The organism is Nocardia sp. NPDC047038, from assembly GCF_040644075.1.
GTDB classification, from domain to species: domain Bacteria; phylum Actinomycetota; class Actinomycetes; order Mycobacteriales; family Mycobacteriaceae; genus Nocardia; species Nocardia sichangensis.
In genome coordinates this window covers 1-17,448 of the sequence record NZ_JBEYVQ010000012.1, presented here as the reverse complement: position 1 = coordinate 17,448, position 17,448 = coordinate 1, and the positions used below count along the sequence as shown (strand labels likewise).

The 17,448-nt window shown below is 68.4% G+C and carries 14 protein-coding genes and 1 rRNA gene; 6 read left to right on the top strand and 9 right to left on the bottom strand.

Annotation, left to right across the window (positions count from 1 at the left end):
* Window positions 1-137: 137 nt before the first annotated feature.
* Complete coding sequence (locus tag ABZ824_RS29450) at window positions 138-1,499, bottom strand: NCS2 family permease (RefSeq protein ID WP_356966878.1); 1,362 nt, start codon at window positions 1,497-1,499, stop codon at window positions 138-140.
* A gap of 108 nt (window positions 1,500-1,607) precedes the next feature.
* Window positions 1,608-4,181: an alpha-glucan family phosphorylase gene (gene glgP / locus ABZ824_RS29445; protein WP_356966877.1), complete on the bottom strand. Its 2,574-nt coding sequence runs from the start codon at window positions 4,179-4,181 to the stop codon at window positions 1,608-1,610.
* Between the two features lie 262 nt (window positions 4,182-4,443).
* Between glgP and ABZ824_RS29440 the strand changes: the two genes are divergently transcribed.
* From ABZ824_RS29440 to glgB, 4 genes are all read left to right on the top strand, one after another.
* On the top strand, window positions 4,444-4,887 hold the full coding sequence (locus tag ABZ824_RS29440) for a hypothetical protein (RefSeq protein ID WP_355075574.1): 444 nt from the start codon (window positions 4,444-4,446) through the stop codon (window positions 4,885-4,887).
* 143 nt (window positions 4,888-5,030) lie between these two features.
* Window positions 5,031-5,672, top strand: a complete 642-nt coding sequence (locus tag ABZ824_RS29435; protein ID WP_356966875.1) for a LysE family translocator — start codon at window positions 5,031-5,033, stop codon at window positions 5,670-5,672.
* A gap of 101 nt (window positions 5,673-5,773) precedes the next feature.
* The gene (locus ABZ824_RS29430; protein ID WP_356966874.1) at window positions 5,774-7,777 is read left to right on the top strand and encodes an alpha-1,4-glucan--maltose-1-phosphate maltosyltransferase; all 2,004 of its coding nucleotides are present in this window, start codon (window positions 5,774-5,776) and stop codon (window positions 7,775-7,777) included.
* Window positions 7,774-9,927: a 1,4-alpha-glucan branching protein GlgB gene (gene glgB / locus ABZ824_RS29425; RefSeq protein WP_356966873.1), complete on the top strand. Its 2,154-nt coding sequence runs from the start codon at window positions 7,774-7,776 to the stop codon at window positions 9,925-9,927. Before ABZ824_RS29430 ends, glgB begins: the two co-directional genes overlap by 4 nt.
* Window positions 9,928-10,206: 279 nt before the next feature.
* Here the strand turns inward: glgB and ABZ824_RS29420 are convergent, their stop codons facing one another.
* The 3 genes from ABZ824_RS29420 to ABZ824_RS29410 all read right to left on the bottom strand — a co-directional run bounded on the left by ABZ824_RS29420 (window position 10,207) and on the right by ABZ824_RS29410 (window position 13,388).
* Window positions 10,207-11,055 (bottom strand): tetratricopeptide repeat protein, encoded by an 849-nt coding sequence (locus ABZ824_RS29420; protein ID WP_355075969.1) that lies wholly within the window; start codon window positions 11,053-11,055, stop codon window positions 10,207-10,209.
* Window positions 11,056-11,116: 61 nt separating this feature from the next.
* A complete protein-coding gene (locus tag ABZ824_RS29415; protein WP_355075568.1) occupies window positions 11,117-11,485 on the bottom strand; it encodes a DUF3817 domain-containing protein in 369 nt (122 codons plus the stop codon).
* Between the two features lie 724 nt (window positions 11,486-12,209).
* The gene (locus ABZ824_RS29410) at window positions 12,210-13,388 is read right to left on the bottom strand and encodes an acetyl-CoA C-acetyltransferase (protein WP_355081520.1); all 1,179 of its coding nucleotides are present in this window, start codon (window positions 13,386-13,388) and stop codon (window positions 12,210-12,212) included.
* A 127-nt stretch (window positions 13,389-13,515) separates the two neighbouring features.
* Here ABZ824_RS29410 and mce point away from each other — a divergent pair, with 127 nt between their 5' ends.
* The gene (gene mce / locus ABZ824_RS29405; RefSeq protein WP_356966872.1) at window positions 13,516-13,989 is read left to right on the top strand and encodes a methylmalonyl-CoA epimerase; all 474 of its coding nucleotides are present in this window, start codon (window positions 13,516-13,518) and stop codon (window positions 13,987-13,989) included.
* 86 nt (window positions 13,990-14,075) lie between these two features.
* Window positions 14,076-15,077, top strand: a complete 1,002-nt coding sequence (locus ABZ824_RS29400; protein WP_355081524.1) for a hypothetical protein — start codon at window positions 14,076-14,078, stop codon at window positions 15,075-15,077.
* A 98-nt stretch (window positions 15,078-15,175) separates the two neighbouring features.
* Here the strand turns inward: ABZ824_RS29400 and ABZ824_RS29395 are convergent, their stop codons facing one another.
* The 4 genes from ABZ824_RS29395 to rrf form a co-directional block, all read right to left on the bottom strand.
* On the bottom strand, window positions 15,176-15,484 hold the full coding sequence (locus tag ABZ824_RS29395) for an ATP/GTP-binding protein (RefSeq protein ID WP_356966870.1): 309 nt from the start codon (window positions 15,482-15,484) through the stop codon (window positions 15,176-15,178).
* 47 nt (window positions 15,485-15,531) lie between these two features.
* On the bottom strand, window positions 15,532-16,221 hold the full coding sequence (gene nucS / locus ABZ824_RS29390; RefSeq protein ID WP_355081528.1) for an endonuclease NucS: 690 nt from the start codon (window positions 16,219-16,221) through the stop codon (window positions 15,532-15,534).
* Between the two features lie 37 nt (window positions 16,222-16,258).
* Window positions 16,259-16,990 (bottom strand): rhomboid-like protein, encoded by a 732-nt coding sequence (locus ABZ824_RS29385; RefSeq protein WP_355081530.1) that lies wholly within the window; start codon window positions 16,988-16,990, stop codon window positions 16,259-16,261.
* A 167-nt stretch (window positions 16,991-17,157) separates the two neighbouring features.
* A 5S ribosomal RNA gene (gene rrf / locus ABZ824_RS29380) occupies window positions 17,158-17,274 on the bottom strand.
* Window positions 17,275-17,448 lie beyond the last annotated feature (174 nt).

Here is a 17,448-nt window from a genome sequence, read left to right as displayed (position 1 = left end):
CCCGGACATGATCGTTACTTCGGCGAAGAAAGCGGACTGCGGTCCGATTATCGCACGAACGGGGGCAACTACCCAACCTCTCGGTCTATTCCACGGTCGGGCGGGAAGGATGGTTCAGCGCTCGGGCGAGCGGAAAGTCATTCCGCGAGGAAGAAGAAGTAGCCGAGGAACACCAGCATCAGTGCCCACATCGCCGGATGCACATCCTTGACGCGGCCCTTGGCCGCCATGACCACCGGGTACAGCAGCATCCCCATGGCCAGGCCGTTGGCGATCGAGTACGTCAGCGGCATCATCACAATGGTGATGAACGCGGGCACCGAGTACTCCAGGCGGTTCCAGTCGATCTGCCCCAGCGATCGGGCCATCAGGATGCCGACCACGATGAGCGCGGGCGCGGTCACCTCGCTGGAGCCCGCGACGACCGCGAAGATCGGAAAACAGAACATGGCCACGAAGAACCAGCCCGCCGTGGTGAGGGCGGTCAGCCCGGTCCGTCCGCCCGCCGAGACGCCCGCGGTCGATTCCACGTAGGCGGTGGTGGTCGAGGTGCCGATGACCGCACCCGCCATGGTGCCCACCGAGTCCGCCGCCAGCGCGCTCGCCGCGCGCGGCAACTTACCGTTCGCGTCCAGCAGCCCGGCCTGGTTCGCGACGCCGATCAGCGTGCCGGATGCGTCGAAGAAGTCGACGAACAGCATGGTCAGCACCACCACGACCATCTGACCGGTGAACGCGTCGGGCAGATGGACGATCGCCTGACCGAAGGTCTGCTCGAGCCCATGCGGCGCGGCGAACAAGCCCTTGGGGAGCGCGACCAAGCCGCTGACGATGCCGACGAGGGTGGTCAGGACGATGCCGTAGAGCACGGCGCCGTGCCAGCCGCGCACGAGGAACACCACGGTCACCAGCAACCCGAACAGCGCGAGCAGGGTGGTGCCCTTGGTGAAGTCGCCCAGGGTGACCAGCGTCGCCTCGCTGTTCACCACGATCCCGGCGTTCTTCAAGCCGAGGAAGGCGACGAACAGTCCGATGCCGGCGCCCACGGCGAGCTTCAATTGCATCGGGATCGCGTTGAGGATGCGTTCGCGAATCCGCGTCACCGCCAGGACGAAGAAGATAGCGCCGGACAGGAACGTGCCCGACAGCGCGACCTGCCAGGGAATCCCCATGCCGAGCACCACCGTGTAGGCGAAGAACGCGTTGAGTCCCATGCCCGGCGCGAGCGCGATCGGATATCGCGCCCACAGCCCCATGACCAGCGTGCCGAATACCGCGGCGACAGCGGTCGCGGTGAACACCGCCTGCATCGGGATGCCTTTGTCACCCAGCGCGCCCTGATCGCCGAGCACGGCGGGGTTGACCGCGAGGACGTACGACATGGCGAGGAACGTGACCGTCCCCGCCATGAGTTCGCGCTTCACGGTCGAGCCGGTCGAGCGAACCCCGAAGTATCCGTCGAGGCGTCCTCGGGTCCGGTGCAGAACGTCGGTGACCATGGGTGACTCCAGTACAGGAACGATTCGGGGCGGGCCAAGGGCACGGTAGCCGACGGTTCACTGCCCGCGACACCCACGGCGGCGCCACCGTGACCGGCGCCACCGGGGTCAAGCGCTCGGAGCGGAGACCAGTCCGAATTCGGCGTCGGAGGCCAGCAGATCGTTGTGCGGCAGCACCCGCACGGTGTACCCGACCGCGCCGGACAGCGGCAGCGGCGTGTCCACGGTGAACAGCTCGGCGCCCGCGTCGGACCCGACGTGCGTCATCGGGATCGTCGTGGTGTCGGAGAGATCGTCGGTCGACGAGACCCGGCCGAGCACCGCCTGCACCACCACGTCCGGCACGCTCAAGCCACCGAGCTCGACCCGCGCGGTGAGCGACAACCGCGCCCCGATCACCGGCGTGTCCGGCAGCCCGGCACTGTCCACCTGGATCACCTTGACCGAGGGCCACGCCGACTCGACCCGGTGGCGGTACTCGGCGATGGCGCGCGCCACCGCGAAATCGTCGGCCGTCGCCCGCTGCGACGCCGCGGCGGCGGGAGCGTAGTACTCCACCGCGTAGTCGCGGACCATCCGGGAAGCCAGCACCTTCGGCCCCAAGGTCTGCAACGTGTGGCGAACCATCTCGACCCAGCGCACCGGCATCCCGGACGCGTCGCGCTCGTAGAAACGCGGCGCCACCGCACGCTCGAACAAGTCGTAGAGCGCGGCGGCCTCCAGATCGTCGCGGCGGTGCTCGTCCCGGACGCCCTCCGCGGTCGGAATGGCCCACCCGTTCTCGCCGTCGTACATCTCGTCCCACCAGCCGTCGCGGATGGAGAGATTGAGCCCGCCGTTCAGCGCGGATTTCATGCCGGAGGTGCCGCAGGCCTCGAGCGGGCGCAGCGGATTGTTCAGCCAGACGTCGCAGCCCCAGTACAGGTAGCGAGCCATTGATATGTCGTAGTCGGGCAGGAAGACGATCCGGTGCCGCACCTCGGGATCGTCGGCGAAGCGGACCACCTGCTGGATCAGCGCCTTGCCGCCATCGTCGGCCGGATGACTCTTACCCGCGACGACCAGTTGCATCGGCCGCCGCGGATCCAGCAGCAGGGCGCGCAGTCGCTGCGGATCGCGCAGCATCAGGGTGAGGCGCTTGTAGGTCGGCACTCGCCGGGCGAACCCGACGGTCAGCACATCGGGGTCGAAAACGCCGTTCACCCAGCCGAGTTCGGCCTCCGCGGCGCCACGCTGCAACCAGGACGCGCGCAGCCTGCGGCGCACCTCCTCGACGAGGATGCCGCGCAGGGTGTTGCGGGTCGACCACAACTCGGTGAGATCGACGTCGCGCAGCCGTTCCCAGCCACGCCCCTCCTCGACCAGCTCCGCGCCGATGTGTTCGCGCGCCTTGTCCACCCACTCGCGCGCGGCCCAGGTGGTGGCGTGCACACCGTTGGTGACCGAACCGATCGGCACCTCGGCCGGGTCGAAGCCCGGCCACAGCGAAGCGAACATGGACCGGCTCACCTCGCCGTGCAGCTTCGACACGCCGTTGGCGCGCTGCGCCAGGCGCAAGCCCATGTGCGCCATGTTGAAGACCGACGGATCGGCCTCCCGGCCGAGAGCCACGATCCGGTCCACCGAAAGCCCCGGCAGCAGAGCGGATTCGGATTCCCCGTGCGCGCCGCCGAAATAACGCCGCACCATCGGCATGGGGAACCGGTCGATGCCCGCCGGGACCGGAGTATGCGTGGTGAACACCGTGCCCGCCCGAACGGCGGCGAGCGCGGAATCGAAATCCTGCCCGGCCGCGACGAATTCGCGGATCCGCTCCACGCCGAGGAAACCCGCGTGGCCCTCGTTCATGTGGAACACATCGGGATCGGGCAGTCCGGCGGACGCGGTGTACGCGCGCACCGCCCGCACACCGCCGATGCCAGCGAGAATCTCCTGACGGATGCGATGCTCCTGGTCACCTCCATAGAGCCGGTCGGTCACCGCACGCAACTCCGGGTCGTTCTCGGCGATGTCGGAGTCGAGCAGCAGCAGCGGAACCCGGCCGACCTGCGCGATCCACACCCGAGCACGCAGCACCCTGCGGTCGGGCATCGCGACGTGGATGAGCACGGGCGAACCGCCGGAGGTGAGCGCCCGCAGCGGCAAGCCCTGCGGATCCAGCGCCGGATAGTGCTCGGCTTGCCAGCCGTCCGTCGTCAGCGACTGCCGGAAGTAGCCCGAGCGGTACAGCAATCCCACGCCGATCAGCGGCAGGCCGAGGTCGGAGGCGGCCTTCAGGTGGTCTCCGGCCAAAATGCCAAGGCCGCCCGAATAATTCGGCAACACCTCGGTGACGCCGAACTCCATCGAGAAGTAGGCGATGCCCCGCACTCCTTCCTCGCCCGCCCGGCGCTGGAACCAGCCCGGCGCGGCCAAGTACTCGCGCAGGTCCGCCGCCGCGGAGTCCACACGCGCGACGTAGCCGGGGTCGGCGGCAAGTTCGTCCAGCCGCGCCGCGGGCACCTCGCCCAGCATCCGGACCGGGTCGTGCCCCATCTCTTGCCACCGCTGGGGATCGAGCGCGGCGAACAGGTCCTGCGTCGGCGGATGCCACGACCAGCGCAGATTCGTGGCGAGCTCCCCCAGGGCGGCCAGGCGCTCGGGCAGATGGGCACGGACGGTGAAACGACGCAATGCCTTCATTGGGTAGAACCTACACGCCGACCGCGGGACGCGCCCTGCCCGACCACGGCCCGGAACCGCCTTCCGACCAGCGTGTTTCCCGGCAGCATAACGCTCTTCATCGTCACGGAACGGCCACACGCCGCACACCGGCACCCCCGTGCCCGCTACCCGATCGAGACCCGCGCTCGCTTGTGAACTCCGGAACGCGGGGCAAACCCACAAGCTGTGCGGACCAACCGGCCGCACCAACCGAATCAGTACGGGAGTGATCGAGATGTGGATGACAGCACACCCAAATCGCGCCCGCGATCGGCGCTGGTCGCGCGCTGGAGCAGCGATCACAGGGTTCGGAGCGCTCGCGGCGGCATTCGTTCTCGTCGCACCCGCCGCCGGCGCGGCGGTCACGACGGCGACCGCCAGCCCGGCCCAAGGCACCAGTTTCGGCTTCGGAAACTACGGAACCAACTGCCAGTACCGGGTGACGGCGACGGTGGACAACAATCCCTCGACCGAATCGGTTCAGTTCGCCGACAGTGCCGGGGGCACCTTCTCACCGAACCCCGCACCGGTGGTCGGCAGCCAGGCCACCACGGTCTGGATCCCCGAGGCGACCGGGCAACACACCATTTCCGCGACACAAGGCGCCACGCCCGCTTGGACTTCACCGGTGATGACGGTGGGCAACGGGATGAACCTCGGCTTCGCGTGCATGGTCATGCCCTGATCGACGGTTCGGGCATGTCGAGTTGAGCGCCCGGGTGGCCACCCAGTGGACGAGCGAGCCCCGTCTGTGGCCACCCGGGCACCTCGCTTCCGAAAGCGGGAAAATCGGTAGCCCGAGCAGGACCGGGATGACAGCATCGGCTGATGCCGCACTGGGTCGACGTTCTTCCGCAATTCCTTCCGGCCTGCCTGCTCATCGCCGCGCTGCCCGGGCCTGCGACCGCACTGTTCCTGCAGCGCGCGGTGCGGGACGGCCGCACCGCGGGCCTGGCGGCGGTGGCCGGGAACGAGATCGGCGTACTCGGCTGGACGCTGGCGGGCGGGGCGGGACTGTCCGTCCTACTCGTCGCGAACCGCGCCATGAACACGGCCGTGCACGTCATCGGCGCGCTGGTCCTGATCTGGTTCGGCGTGCAGGCGTGGCGGAATGCCCGTGGTGGCGAGGAGTTCGGCAGCGCGATGACGAGGATGCTCCCGGCGGGTCACACGCCCGCCGCCGCGTTCCGCGCCTCGCTGATCTCGATCGCGGCCAACCCCAAGGCGGCGATTTTCGGATTGACAATCCTTCCCCAATTCCTTCCGTCCGAGGGGCCGGTGCTGCCCACGGTGGTGACCCTGGCGCTGATCCAGTTGGTGATCGACACCGCGTGGTGCGTCGGCGTGGTCATGGCCGCCGACCGCGCGGGCGCCTGGCTGCGCCGCACCGGTATCCGGCAGCGGGTAGAGCGTGCGCTCGGCGCGGTCCTGGTCGCGCTCGGCCTGGGCCTCGCCGCCGACGCACGCTGAGGCGAATGCCCAGCTGGCCCGCCACCGTGTGAGGCCAGGAACCGGGCACGAAAAATCGGCTGGTCCGGTCCGAAAGGCGGGTTGCCGGTAGGTTGGGGTCCGTGACCGGCCGCATCGCTATCGATGACACTGCCCCGTCCATCCCAGGCGGCCGGCCCGCCAAGGCGGTGGTCGGCGAGGTATTCCCGGTGCGCACCGTGGTTTGGCGAGAGGGGCACGACGCCGTCGCCGCCACACTCGTCGTGCGCGCCCCCGGCGCGTCGCGACCCACCCGCGTCCGCATGACGCCGGACTACGAGCCCGACGTCTTCAACGCGACCTTCACACCGAACACGCCTGGAGCCTGGACCTACCGGATCGAAGGCTGGAGCGATCCGATCGCGACCTGGCGATCGGCGATCGAGGCGAAGCTTGCCGTCGGGCAGAGCGCCGTCGATCTGGCCAACGATCTCGAGCTGGGCGCCCGCCTGTTCGACCGCGCGGCGCAGGCCGTCCCGAAGAAACAGTTCGAGCGCTTGCGCGCGGTCGCCGCCGCGCTGCGCGGTGACGAGCAACTCCCCGCACGGGTGGCCCCGGCCTTCACCGAGGAGGTCGCCGGTATCCTGCGCGCCACGCCGCTGCGCGACCTGGTCACCCGCGGGCCGCAGCACACCGTCCTGGTCGAGCGGCACCGCGCGCTCTACGGCTCCTGGTACGAGTTCTTTCCGCGCTCGACCGGCGGCCGCGACGCCACCGGCGAGCCGGTTCACGGCACCTTCGTCACCGCGGCCAAGGACCTTCCGCGCATCGCCGCCATGGGCTTCGACGTGGTGTACCTGCCGCCGATCCACCCGATCGGCGAGGTCAACCGCAAGGGCCGCAACAACGCGCTCACGGCAGAGTCCGGCGACGTCGGCTCGCCGTGGGCCATCGGCTCGCGGCACGGCGGTCACGACGCCGTGCATCCGGAATTGGGCACCGAAGCCGATTTCGCCGAGTTCGTCAGGGCGGCGCGGGAACTGGGCCTCGAGGTCGCGCTCGACCTCGCCTTGCAGTGCGCGCCGGACCATCCATGGGTCGAGGCGCACCCCGAGTGGTTCACCACCTTGCCCGACAACACCATCGCCTACGCGGAGAACCCGCCGAAGAAGTACCAGGACATCTATCCGGTCAACTTCGACAACGACCCCGACGGCCTCTACGCCGAAGTGCTGCGCGTCGTCAAACACTGGATCGGCCTGGGCGTCAACATCTTCCGCGTCGACAATCCGCACACCAAGCCCGCCGACTTCTGGGAGTGGCTGATCGCGAACGTGTGGCGCACCGACCCGGACGTTATCTTCCTGTCCGAGGCGTTCACCCGCCCCGCCCGGCTCTACGGGCTCGCCCGGCGCGGATTCAGCCAGTCCTACACGTATTTCACCTGGCGCGTGGCCAAATGGGAGCTGACCGAGTTCGGCAACGAATTGGCCGCGAAGGCCGACGAGGCCCGCCCGAACCTCTTCGTGAACACGCCGGACATCCTGCACGAGAGCCTCCAGCACGGCGGGCCGGGCATGTTCGCCATCCGCGCCGTCCTGGCCGCCACCCTCGCGCCCACCTGGGGCGTCTACTCCGGCTTCGAGCTGTTCGAGCATCAGGCGGTGCGCCCGGACAGCGAGGAGTACCTCGATTCGGAGAAATACGAGCTGCGCCCGCGCCCGTTCGCCGAGGCGCTGGCGCGCGGAGAATCGCTGGAACCCTGGCTCACTCGGCTCAACGAGATCCGCCGGGCCCACCCCGCCTTGCAACAGCTGCGCTGCCTGCATTTCCACCACGTGGACAACGACGCGCTGATCGCCTATTCCAAGCTCGATCCCGCAAGTGGCGACGCGGTGCTGGTCGTGGTGAATCTCAATCCTTTCGGCGCCGAATGGGGCATGCTCTCGCTCGACCTGCCCGCGATCGGCCGCGAGTGGCACGACCACCCGGTGGTGTACGACGAGGTCAGCGGCGAGGAATACCACTGGGCCCAAACCAATTACGTGCGATTGGACCCCGCGCGGGCCGTGGCGCACATCATCGCCCTGCCCCCGGTGTCCCAGCAGGCTCGCACCGAGCTGGCCTACCGCAGGACGCTGCGATGAAACGTCGCGACCTCATGCTGCTCGCGGCGGGCACCCATACCGACCCGCACACCGTGCTCGGCGCACACCCCCATCCGGACGGCACCGCCGTGCGGGTGCTGCGCCCGCACGCCGAAACCGTGTCGGTGCGGGTCGGCGGCGACGACCACGTGCTGAAGTCCGTGGGCCACGGCGTATTCGCCGCGGTGCTGCCGTACCCGGAGATCGATGACTATCGCGTCGTGACGACCTACCCCGGCGGCCAGACCGTCATCGGCGCCGACGGCTACCGCTTCCTGCCCACGCTCGGCAAACTCGACCTGCACCTGATCGGCGAAGGCCGCCACGAACGCCTGTGGGACGTGCTCGGGGCGCACCCGCGCCGCTACAGCACCCTCGACGGTGACGTCGCGGGCACATCGTTCGCGGTATGGGCGCCGAACGCGCGCGGCGTCACCGTGATCGGGGACTTCGACGGCTGGAGCGGCACCACCGCGCCCATGCGCACGCTGGGGTCGTCCGGGATCTGGGAAGTCTTCATCCCGGGTGTCGAGCCGGGCGCCAAGTACAAATACCGCGTGCACGGCGCCGACGGGCGGACCGTCGATCACGCCGACCCGCTGGCATTCGCCACCGAACTACCACCGGCCACGGCGTCGGTGGTCACCGAAAGCCATTACGTGTGGCAGGACAGCGCCTGGCTCGGGCAGCGCGCGGCCACCGATCCCACCCGCGCCCCGATGAGCGTCTACGAGGTGCATCTCGGTTCCTGGCGGCCCGGCCTCGGCTACCGCGAACTGGCCGACCAGCTCGCCGAGTACGTGCGGGCGACCGGATACACCCACATCGAGCTGCTCCCCATCGCCGAGCATCCGTTCGGCGGCTCGTGGGGCTACCAGGTCACCTCCTACTACGCGCCGACGGCGCGATTCGGTTCCCCGGACGACTTCCGAGCGTTCGTCGACCGCATGCACGCGGCGGGCATCGGCGTCCTGCTGGACTGGGTCCCCGCCCACTTCCCGCGCGACGAGTGGGCGCTGGCCCGATTCGACGGCACTCCGCTCTACGAGCACGCCGACCCGCGCCGGGGTGAGCAACTCGACTGGGGCACTTACGTGTTCGACTTCGGCAGGCACGAGGTACGCAACTTCCTCATCGCCAACGCTCGCTACTGGGTCGAGGAATTCCACATCGACGGCCTGCGCGTCGACGCGGTCGCCTCCATGCTCTACCTGGACTACTCCCGCGCCGAAGGCCAGTGGGAGCCCAACGTGCACGGCGGCCGGGAGAACCTGGAGGCCGTCGACTTCCTGCAGGACCTCAACGAGACGCTGCATCGGCATCACCCCGGCGTCGTGACGATCGCGGAGGAGTCCACCACCTGGCCCGGCGTCACCCGCGGCATCGACGTCGGCGGTCTCGGCTTCACCATGAAATGGAACATGGGCTGGATGCACGACACCCTCGGGTTCCTCGGCCGCGACCCGGTGCACCGCTCCTGGCACCACAGCGAGATCACCTTCTCACTGGTCTACGCCTGGAGCGAGAACTACGTGCTCCCGATCAGCCACGACGAGGTCGTGCACGGCAAAGGCACGCTGTGGACCAGAATGCCGGGCGACGATTTCGCCAAAGCCGCGGGCGTGCGGGCGCTGCTGGCCTACATGTGGGCCCACCCGGGTAAACAACTGCTGTTCATGGGCCAGGATTTCGGCCAGTTCCGGGAGTGGTCACACGATCGCGGTCTGGACTGGCACGAACGGGACAACCCGCTGCACCAAGGCATCACCACGCTGGTGCGTGACCTGAACGCCGTCTACCGCGCCCACCCCGCCCTGTGGAGCCAGGACACCACACCCGGTGGCTACGCCTGGATCGAGGCGGACGACCGCGCGAACAACGTGCTGGCGTTCCTGCGCTACGGCTCCGACGGCTCCGTTGTCGCCTGCGTCTACAACTTCTCCGGGTCGGCGCACGACGCGTACCGGATCGGCCTGCCGCACGCGGGCTCATGGCTGGAGATCCTCAACAGCGACGCCGCGGACTACGGCGGCTCCGGCCTCGGCAACTTGGGCGAGGTGACGGCGAGCGCCGAGCCGTGGCACGACCGGCCCGCCTCGGCCACCGTGACGCTCGCACCCCACGGCGCGGTCTGGCTGCGCCCCGCCTGACGGGTCGCCCGGCGAACCGAGCCCTGCCCGACCCCGACGTGCGCCGGTCCCCGAAGCACGGACTCAGGTGAGCAGCTGACGCCTCGGTGCGAGACCCGAGTCCGATGCGCGAATCCAGAGCAGACTCGGCGGACGCCCACTATGAGCGGCGAGCGATGGTCATCGCGACCGGTAGCGCAGGTCGGTCACAACACCGCCCCGGATCGGATACCCGACGCCTGGGCGCAACCAGGGGCGGTGACGCGGCCGGCTGGTTCGCGGACCGCCCCGCGCGGCGGCTCAGTACAGCGCCGCGGCCAGCTTGCGGCGCGCGGCCACGACGAACGGCTCGGCTTGATCGAACAGCTCGAACAGCTCGAGCAGGCGGGTGCGCGCCTTGGTGCGCTCGTCGCCGGAAGTGCGCTTGACGACGCCGATCAACCGATCGAAGGCCGCTTCGGGCCGCTGCTGGAACAATTCGAGATCGGCGGCGCGAATCGCGGCATCGACGTTCGACGGGTCGGCATCGGCATCCTCGATCGCCGACTCCGGCAGCTCCTGGGCCCGCGCGAGGAAGCGCAGCTGACGCAGCGCGCCCTTGGCTTCGTCGTTCGTCGGCTCCGCGTCGAGAATCGCCTGGTACGCCGCCTCGGCGCCGGCCAGGTCACCGTGCTCGAGCGCCGCCTCGGCCGCCGCGAAACGCGGGTCCTCGGCCTGCGGCTGCGGCTCCCCGCCACCCTCCAGCTTGCCCGCAACCGCGTCGACCACGGCGTTCAGCCACTGCCGCACCTGCGGCTCCGGCTGGGCGCCCTCGAAATCGGCCAGCGGCTGCCCCGCCGCGATCGCGATGACCGTCGGGATGCCCTGCACCCGCAGCGCCTGCGCGATGCGCATGTTGGCCTCGGCCTCGACGATCGCCAGGTCCCAACTGCCGCCGTCGGCGGCCACCAGCCGCTCCAGCGTCCGCACCAGTTCGACGCTGCCCGGACTGCGCTGCGAGTACAGCACGACCACCACCGGCACCTGCATCGAACGACGCAGCACCTTGGTCTCGAAATCGGCCTCGGATACCGCGTAGTCGCCACCGGCCGGAGCGCCCCCGCCACCGGCGGGCTGCTTCAGGCTGGACAGATCGACCGCGCCGGACATGGCGGCGGCGACAGCGGGCGAAGGACGGCGTGCGGCTGGTCGATTCACGACCTCCAGTTTGTCACGACGTGGCGGATGCGGGCGCCCCGGACTCGACCGAACCGGCGTTGCTCAGCTCACCCAACCGCCCCGTGCGCACCGCCCAGACCTCGAACAGCACCGTGCAGAACGGCGGAATGCTCGACAGCAGCGCGAGGACGGTGGTCTTGACGTTCCAGCCCAGCTCGCGCGCCGCCACGATCGCGGTGATGACGAACAGCACGAACACGATGCCGTGCGTCATGCCGAACACCTTGACCGGCCACAGCACCGGCTCCGGAATCCGCTTGAACACCATGCCGATGATCAGCAGCAGCCAGGAGATCGCCTCGAGCACCGCGATGAAACGAAACCGCTTGGCCACCGTGCTCAGGTCGAAGACATTGCCCATGCGCCCATTCTGCCGGATGCACTACAGGCTGTCGTAGTGAGCTGTGTCTAATTGCTGTGTTCAATTTGCAGCGCCTGCGGCGCTGCGTGTTCGCGGCCCCCTTATGGCTCGCGTGTGCGCGACCGCCGCTTGCTCCTTCGTCGCGTACGCGGCGGCCGCGCACACGCGAGCCGGGCCGCGAACGGAACAGGCTCGGTCTCGCTTCGCTCGAAAGACGTGGTTGCGGTGCGCTGGGCGCGTCGGCATACGAACTCGAGACCACGACCACGCGAACGGGTGGCCGCCGTAGCGGCGTCACGTGCTCGGACCCGCACAGTCGTTGCTGCGGTGCACGAGGCTCGCCCCTTCGCGACCCACGTGGCGGTGCGCAAGCGTCGGCCGGGCCGCGAACGGAACAGGCTTGATCTCGCTTCGCTCGAAAGAACGTGGTTGAGATGGGGCGGCCGCGTGATTCGGTGATCTGTCGACCGCGATTTCGTTTCCAGCGGGTGGTGAGGTGTCCAACGCTGACCCCCCTTCTGCACGAAGACCTGCCGCTCGTAGCCGCATTGCTCGCCGATGGCAAGGCGACCGCTGCCTACGGCTCGCCACGAGCCGAGCGGCCGCTCGTCGCCCCGATCTGTCCCCTTGGGGATGGCTGGTGGTCCTCAGCAGAACGACCGATGGCCGCCCACGTCGGGGCGGCCATCGGCACGATTCGGCGCGGGGCATCGCCCCGCCGGGCTCAGACGCGAACGATCAGCGCGTCACCCTGTCCGCCGCCGCCGCAGAGCGCGGCCGCGCCGACGCCGCCGCCGCGGCGCTTCAGCTCCAGCACCAGGTGCAGCAGGATGCGGGCGCCGGACATGCCCAGCGGGTGGCCGATGGCGATGGCGCCGCCGTTGACGTTCACCTTCTCCGGATCGATGCCCAGCTTGCGGGTGGACGCGATGCCGACGGCGGCGAACGCCTCGTTGATCTCCACCAGGTCCAGGTCGGCGGGCGAGATGCCTTCGCGTGCGCAGGCTTTGGCGATCGCGTTGGCGGGCTGGTCCTGCAGCGTCGAATCCGGACCCGCGACCACACCCGCCGCACCGATCTCGGCGATCCAGCTCAGCCCCAGCGACTGCGCCTTCTCCTTGCTCATCACCACGACCGCCGCGGCTCCGTCGGAGATCTGCGACGCGGTGCCCGCGGTGATGGTGCCGTCCTTGCGGAACGCCGGACGCAACTTACCCAGCGACTCCACCGTAGTGTCGGCGCGAATGCCCTCGTCCGTGGTCACCAGCACCGGATCACCCTTGCGCTGCGGCACCGCGACCGGGACCACCTCGTCGTCGAACACGCCGTTCTTCCACGCCGCCGCCGCACGCTGGTGCGAAGCCGCCGCGAACGCGTCCTGATCCTCGCGGCTGATCCGATCGGCCTCGTTGCGCGCTTCGGTCAGCGCGCCCATGGCCTGATCGGTGAAGATGTCGTGCAGGCCGTCGTAGGCCATGTGGTCACGCAGCGTCACGTCGCCGTACTTGAAGCCCTCCCGGCTCTTCTCCAGCATGTGCGGCGCCCGGCTCATCGACTCCTGGCCACCCGCGACGACGATCTCGTACTCGCCCGCCCGGATCAGCTGGTCGGCCAGCGCGATCGCGTTGATGCCCGACAGGCAGACTTTGTTCAGCGTCAGCGCGGGCACGTCCATCGGGATGCCCGCCGCCACCGCCGCCTGCCGGGCCGGGATCTGGCCCGCGCCCGCGGTGAGCACCTGACCCATGATCACGTAGTCGACCTGGTCGGGCGCGACACCGCCCTTCTCCAGCGCCGCCTTGATCGCGAACCCGCCCAGATCGGAACCGCTGAAGTCCTTCAGACCTCCGAGCAGCCTGCCGACCGGGGTACGCGCACCGGAGACGATCACGGAAGTGGTCACGACGAGCCTCGCATTCGTAGATCGGACCTGCTCGCGCCCACACCGGGCAATGCGAGAGCAGGTGTTCTACTCAACGGTAGCGGGTGCGTCACGCGCGCCCCGTGCCAGGTCGCGCTACTTTCGAATGGTGAGCAACGTTACCGAACAGTCATCTTTCATCCCCGCGGACTACGTGACCGCGGTGGACCACGTCGGCATCGCGGTGCCGGATCTCGACACCGCCGTCGCCTGGTACGCGGAGAACCTCGGCATGATCGAGACCCATCGCGAGGTCAACGAGGCTCAGGGCGTGCACGAGGCGATGCTGTCGCTGCCCGGCGCACCCGACCGCGCCACTGCCCTGCAGTTGCTGGCGCCGCTCAACGCGGAATCGACGATCGCGAAGTTCATCGACCGCAGCGGGCCCGGCTTGCAGCAACTGGCCTACCGGGTGACCGACATCGAGGCCGTCTCCGCGTACCTGCGCGCCAAGGGTCTGCGTTTGCTGTACGAGGCTCCACGGCACGGAACGGCCGATTCTCGCATCAATTTCATTCACCCGAAGGATGCTGGAGGTGTGCTGATCGAGTTGGTCGAACCGAACGCTAATGTTACGCACTAGTATCGGCGTCAGGTCGGGAAAACTCGTTGGAATGACATTCGCAGTCGAGTCACCATCGGCTGTCTTCAGGCTGTAGTTTGTGTGCCATGTCGTCACCCGAGTCCGATCGCAATCGCTTCGTTGCACTGCCCTTCACCGTTGTGCGCAAGGGTTATGCGCAAGACGAGGTGCGTAATTACTTCGACCGCTTCGACGCGGAACTGAGAGTCACCGCCACCGACCGCGATGCGGCTGCGGCACAAGCACGTAACCTCGCGAGCCAGCTGGAAGACGCGCGCGACGAGATCGACGAACTCCGCAAGGAGGTCGACCGACTCTCGGTGCCGCCGACCACCGCGGAAGGCATGTCCGACCGCATCTCCCGCATGCTCCGTCTCGCCTCCGACGAGGCGTCCGAGGTCCGTGCCCTGGCGCAGGCCGAGGCCGCCGAGATGGTGTCGATCGCCGAGCAGCAGGCCACCGAGATGCGTGGCAAGTACGAGTCGCTGCTCGCGGAGACCAAGGAGAAGCGCGAGGCGCTCGAAATCGAATTCGAGCAGACCCTCGCGAACGCACGCACCGAGTCCGCCAAGATCATCGAGGCCGCTCAGGCCGAGGCCGACCGCATCGCGAAGGAAGCCGACGCGAAGCGCAAGGCCACCCAGCAGGACTTCGAGGCCACCATGGCCGAGCGTCGCACCAAGCTCACCCGCGCCATGGAAGAGCTGGAAGCCACCAGCCGCGCCGAGGCCGCCCAGCGGATCAAGGACGCGACCGACGAGGCCAACCGCCTCATCACCTCCGCCACCCAGACCTCCGAGCGCAAGATCGCGCACGCGAAGGAGCTGGCCGAGGAGATGCGCGTGCTGCGCGGCCGCGTGCTCGCCCAGCTGCTCGGTATCCGCGGTCAGCTCGACTCGGTGCCGGCGATGCTCGCCGCGGTCAACCGGGAAAGCGAATTGCTGGACGGCGTTCCGGATCAGCGCAAGTCGATCGGCGGCAACACCAAGTCGGTCACCGGTTCCCGTCAGAAGGCGATCCCCGAGGTCGCCACCGAGGACGACGATATCGACTCGGAAGAGCGCGAGAGCGCCGACGTCAGCAACTGACGTCGGACTGCGGCGACTACAGCAAAACTGAACCGAATTCACCGAAGGCCGCCCCCACCGGGGCGGCCTTCCTTAATTCCGCACCCGTTTGCTGGGCATCAGGACCAGCGCCGGGTGATCTTCCGAGTACGGCGACCGTTCCAGCACCCGCGATGCCAATGCCTGCGGTCGTCTTCTCCGCCATGAGCGGGCCACGCGACGAGGTGCGCTACGCCGGGCGGAATCTCGTGGTCACAGCCCGGGCAGCGGTAGGTCTTCACAGCGCGGGTGCCCGGAATGGTGCGGACCACGTAAGTCTCGTCACCGTCCGGGCCTGATTCGGTCCGTCCGAAGACATCGCCGATCGGCGCGCCTCCCGACCGCGAGTGATCAGCGTGGCGATCCGAACGCGGTTTCCGGCGGGGCATGCGACAAGCCTATTACTCGGCCGCGTGCGCCCCGCATGCCCCCGAGTTCAGAACAAGCGGAATTCGTTGCTCTCCGTGCCACGCAGGGCGTCGTAATCGAGTGTGAGGCAGCGGATGCCGCGATCCTCGGCAAGGGTGCGCGCCTGCGGCTTGATCTGCTGGGCGGCGAAAACGCCCGCCACCGGAGCCAGCAGCGGATCCCGGTTCAGCAACTCGAGGTAGCGGGTGAGCTGTTCGACGCCGTCGATCTCACCGCGCCGTTTGATCTCCACCGCCACGGTGCCGCCGTCGGCGTCCCGGCACAGCAGGTCCACCGGGCCGATCGCGGTCATGTACTCGCGGCGGATGAGCGTGTAGCCGGTGCCGAGTGTATGCACGTGCTCGGCCAGCAGCTCTTGGAGATGAGCCTCCACACCGTCTTTAACCAAGCCCGGGTCCACGCCGAGTTCGTGGGAGGAGTCGTGCTCGATGTCCTCGATGGTGATGCGAAGTTCCTCGCCGGCCTTGTTGGCGACGACCCACAGCGCCTTCGCTCCCTCCGGGAGCTGCGCGTCGCCGTTGCGTTCCTCCAGCCAGCAGGGCGGGCTCATCCAGTTCAGCGGCTTGTACGAGCCGCCGTCGGAGTGCACGAGCACCGAGCCGTCCGCTTTCACCAGCAGTAGCCTGCGGGCCATCGGAAGATGGGCGGTGAGTCGCCCTACGTAGTCGACCTGACAGCGAGCAATCACTAGGCGCACCCAAGCACTGTAGGCGAACGCCCGCACGCCCCCGTCGTCAGCCCATGAGCAGAATCGCCGCGAGAACCACGCTGACGGCGAGCAGGGCGCTTTCGATCCGGGTCAGCCGCCGACGGGTGGTCGTCCTGGCCCAGACCATGCAGAACCCGACCACGGTGCCGATCATCAACGCCACCATGTGGCCGACCTGGGTGAAGGTGTGCTCGATGAGCACACCCTCGACCGCGACGATGAACCAGAGCGTCGACCAGGCGGCGCGCCACCGGTAGGGCAGGGCGGCCACCAGCGCGCCGACCAAAGCCATGGCGCCGTAGCTGACACCGACGTCTTCGGCCCAGCGGATGCTCGTGGGCACCCATCCGGCCTCAACGCCCACCCACAGCCCCGCCGCGACGAACAACGTGGCGCCGATGTGGCCGGCCAGGAAAACCCGCACCAACCGCAACGCGCCGAAGCGCAGTTCGGCGAGAGCGAGCAGACAGGCCAGCAGCGGGATGATCACCCACGACCCGACGACGTCGCCGATCACGAACGCGCTTGCCAGCAACGTCCCGATCCGGCCGTCCAGCAGGTTGTGCAGGTTCGTGCTCGCGTGCAGAACTACCCTCGTCTGCGCGGAGTCGCTCAGCACGGAGAAGATCGCCGAGACGACGACCAGCCCCGCCAAGTACACAGCCGTCGCGGGCAGCCTCGGCCGCCACCAACGCGGTCGCGTCGAGGTGGCGGGGGCTGGCGGCGCCGGGTGACCCGGCGTCGTCGCGACGACCATACATACCTCCGTTGTTCGCGCGGGACAGCGATCCGTCTCCACCATCCATCATCATCGTCCGCGCGCTGTGTGTGCTTGTAGTTCCCTCTGAAATTGCTGCGAAACGTTCTCGCCGCATGAACGACGAAAGGCCCTCGACGGTGTCGAGGGCCTTTCGTGAAAGGATGTTCCGGCGGTGTCCTACTCTCCCACACCCTGTCGAGTGCAGTACCATCGGCGCTGGCAGGCTTAGCTTCCGGGTTCGGAATGGGACCGGGCGTTTCCCCACCGCTATGGCCGCCGTAACTCTATGAAACTATCCACACCCCCAGCCCACACCCGAAGGATATGGGACTCCACCACAAGGGACGGAGTGTTTTCCGGGGGTATCTGTGTGTTGTTTCAGATACCGCACAGTGGACGCGTAGCAACCTTTGTTGGTAAGTCCTCGGCCGATTAGTACCGGTCACCTCCACACG

Excerpts from the sequence above, each read along its gene's own strand:
- glgB (WP_356966873.1), top strand. The coding sequence starts at position 7,774 with ATGAAACGTCGCGACCTCATGCTGCTCGCGGCGGGCACCCATACCGAC.
- ABZ824_RS29385 (WP_355081530.1), bottom strand. The coding sequence starts at position 16,990 with ATGGTCGTCGCGACGACGCCGGGTCACCCGGCGCCGCCAGCCCCCGCC.
- ABZ824_RS29415 (WP_355075568.1), bottom strand. The coding sequence starts at position 11,485 with ATGGGCAATGTCTTCGACCTGAGCACGGTGGCCAAGCGGTTTCGTTTC.
- glgP (WP_356966877.1), bottom strand. The coding sequence starts at position 4,181 with ATGAAGGCATTGCGTCGTTTCACCGTCCGTGCCCATCTGCCCGAGCGC.
- ABZ824_RS29450 (WP_356966878.1), bottom strand. The coding sequence starts at position 1,499 with ATGGTCACCGACGTTCTGCACCGGACCCGAGGACGCCTCGACGGATAC.
- ABZ824_RS29435 (WP_356966875.1), top strand. The coding sequence starts at position 5,031 with ATGCCGCACTGGGTCGACGTTCTTCCGCAATTCCTTCCGGCCTGCCTG.
- ABZ824_RS29440 (WP_355075574.1), top strand. The coding sequence starts at position 4,444 with ATGACAGCACACCCAAATCGCGCCCGCGATCGGCGCTGGTCGCGCGCT.
- ABZ824_RS29420 (WP_355075969.1), bottom strand. The coding sequence starts at position 11,055 with ATGTCCGGCGCGGTCGATCTGTCCAGCCTGAAGCAGCCCGCCGGTGGC.
- ABZ824_RS29395 (WP_356966870.1), bottom strand. The coding sequence starts at position 15,484 with ATGCCCCGCCGGAAACCGCGTTCGGATCGCCACGCTGATCACTCGCGG.
- ABZ824_RS29400 (WP_355081524.1), top strand. The coding sequence starts at position 14,076 with ATGTCGTCACCCGAGTCCGATCGCAATCGCTTCGTTGCACTGCCCTTC.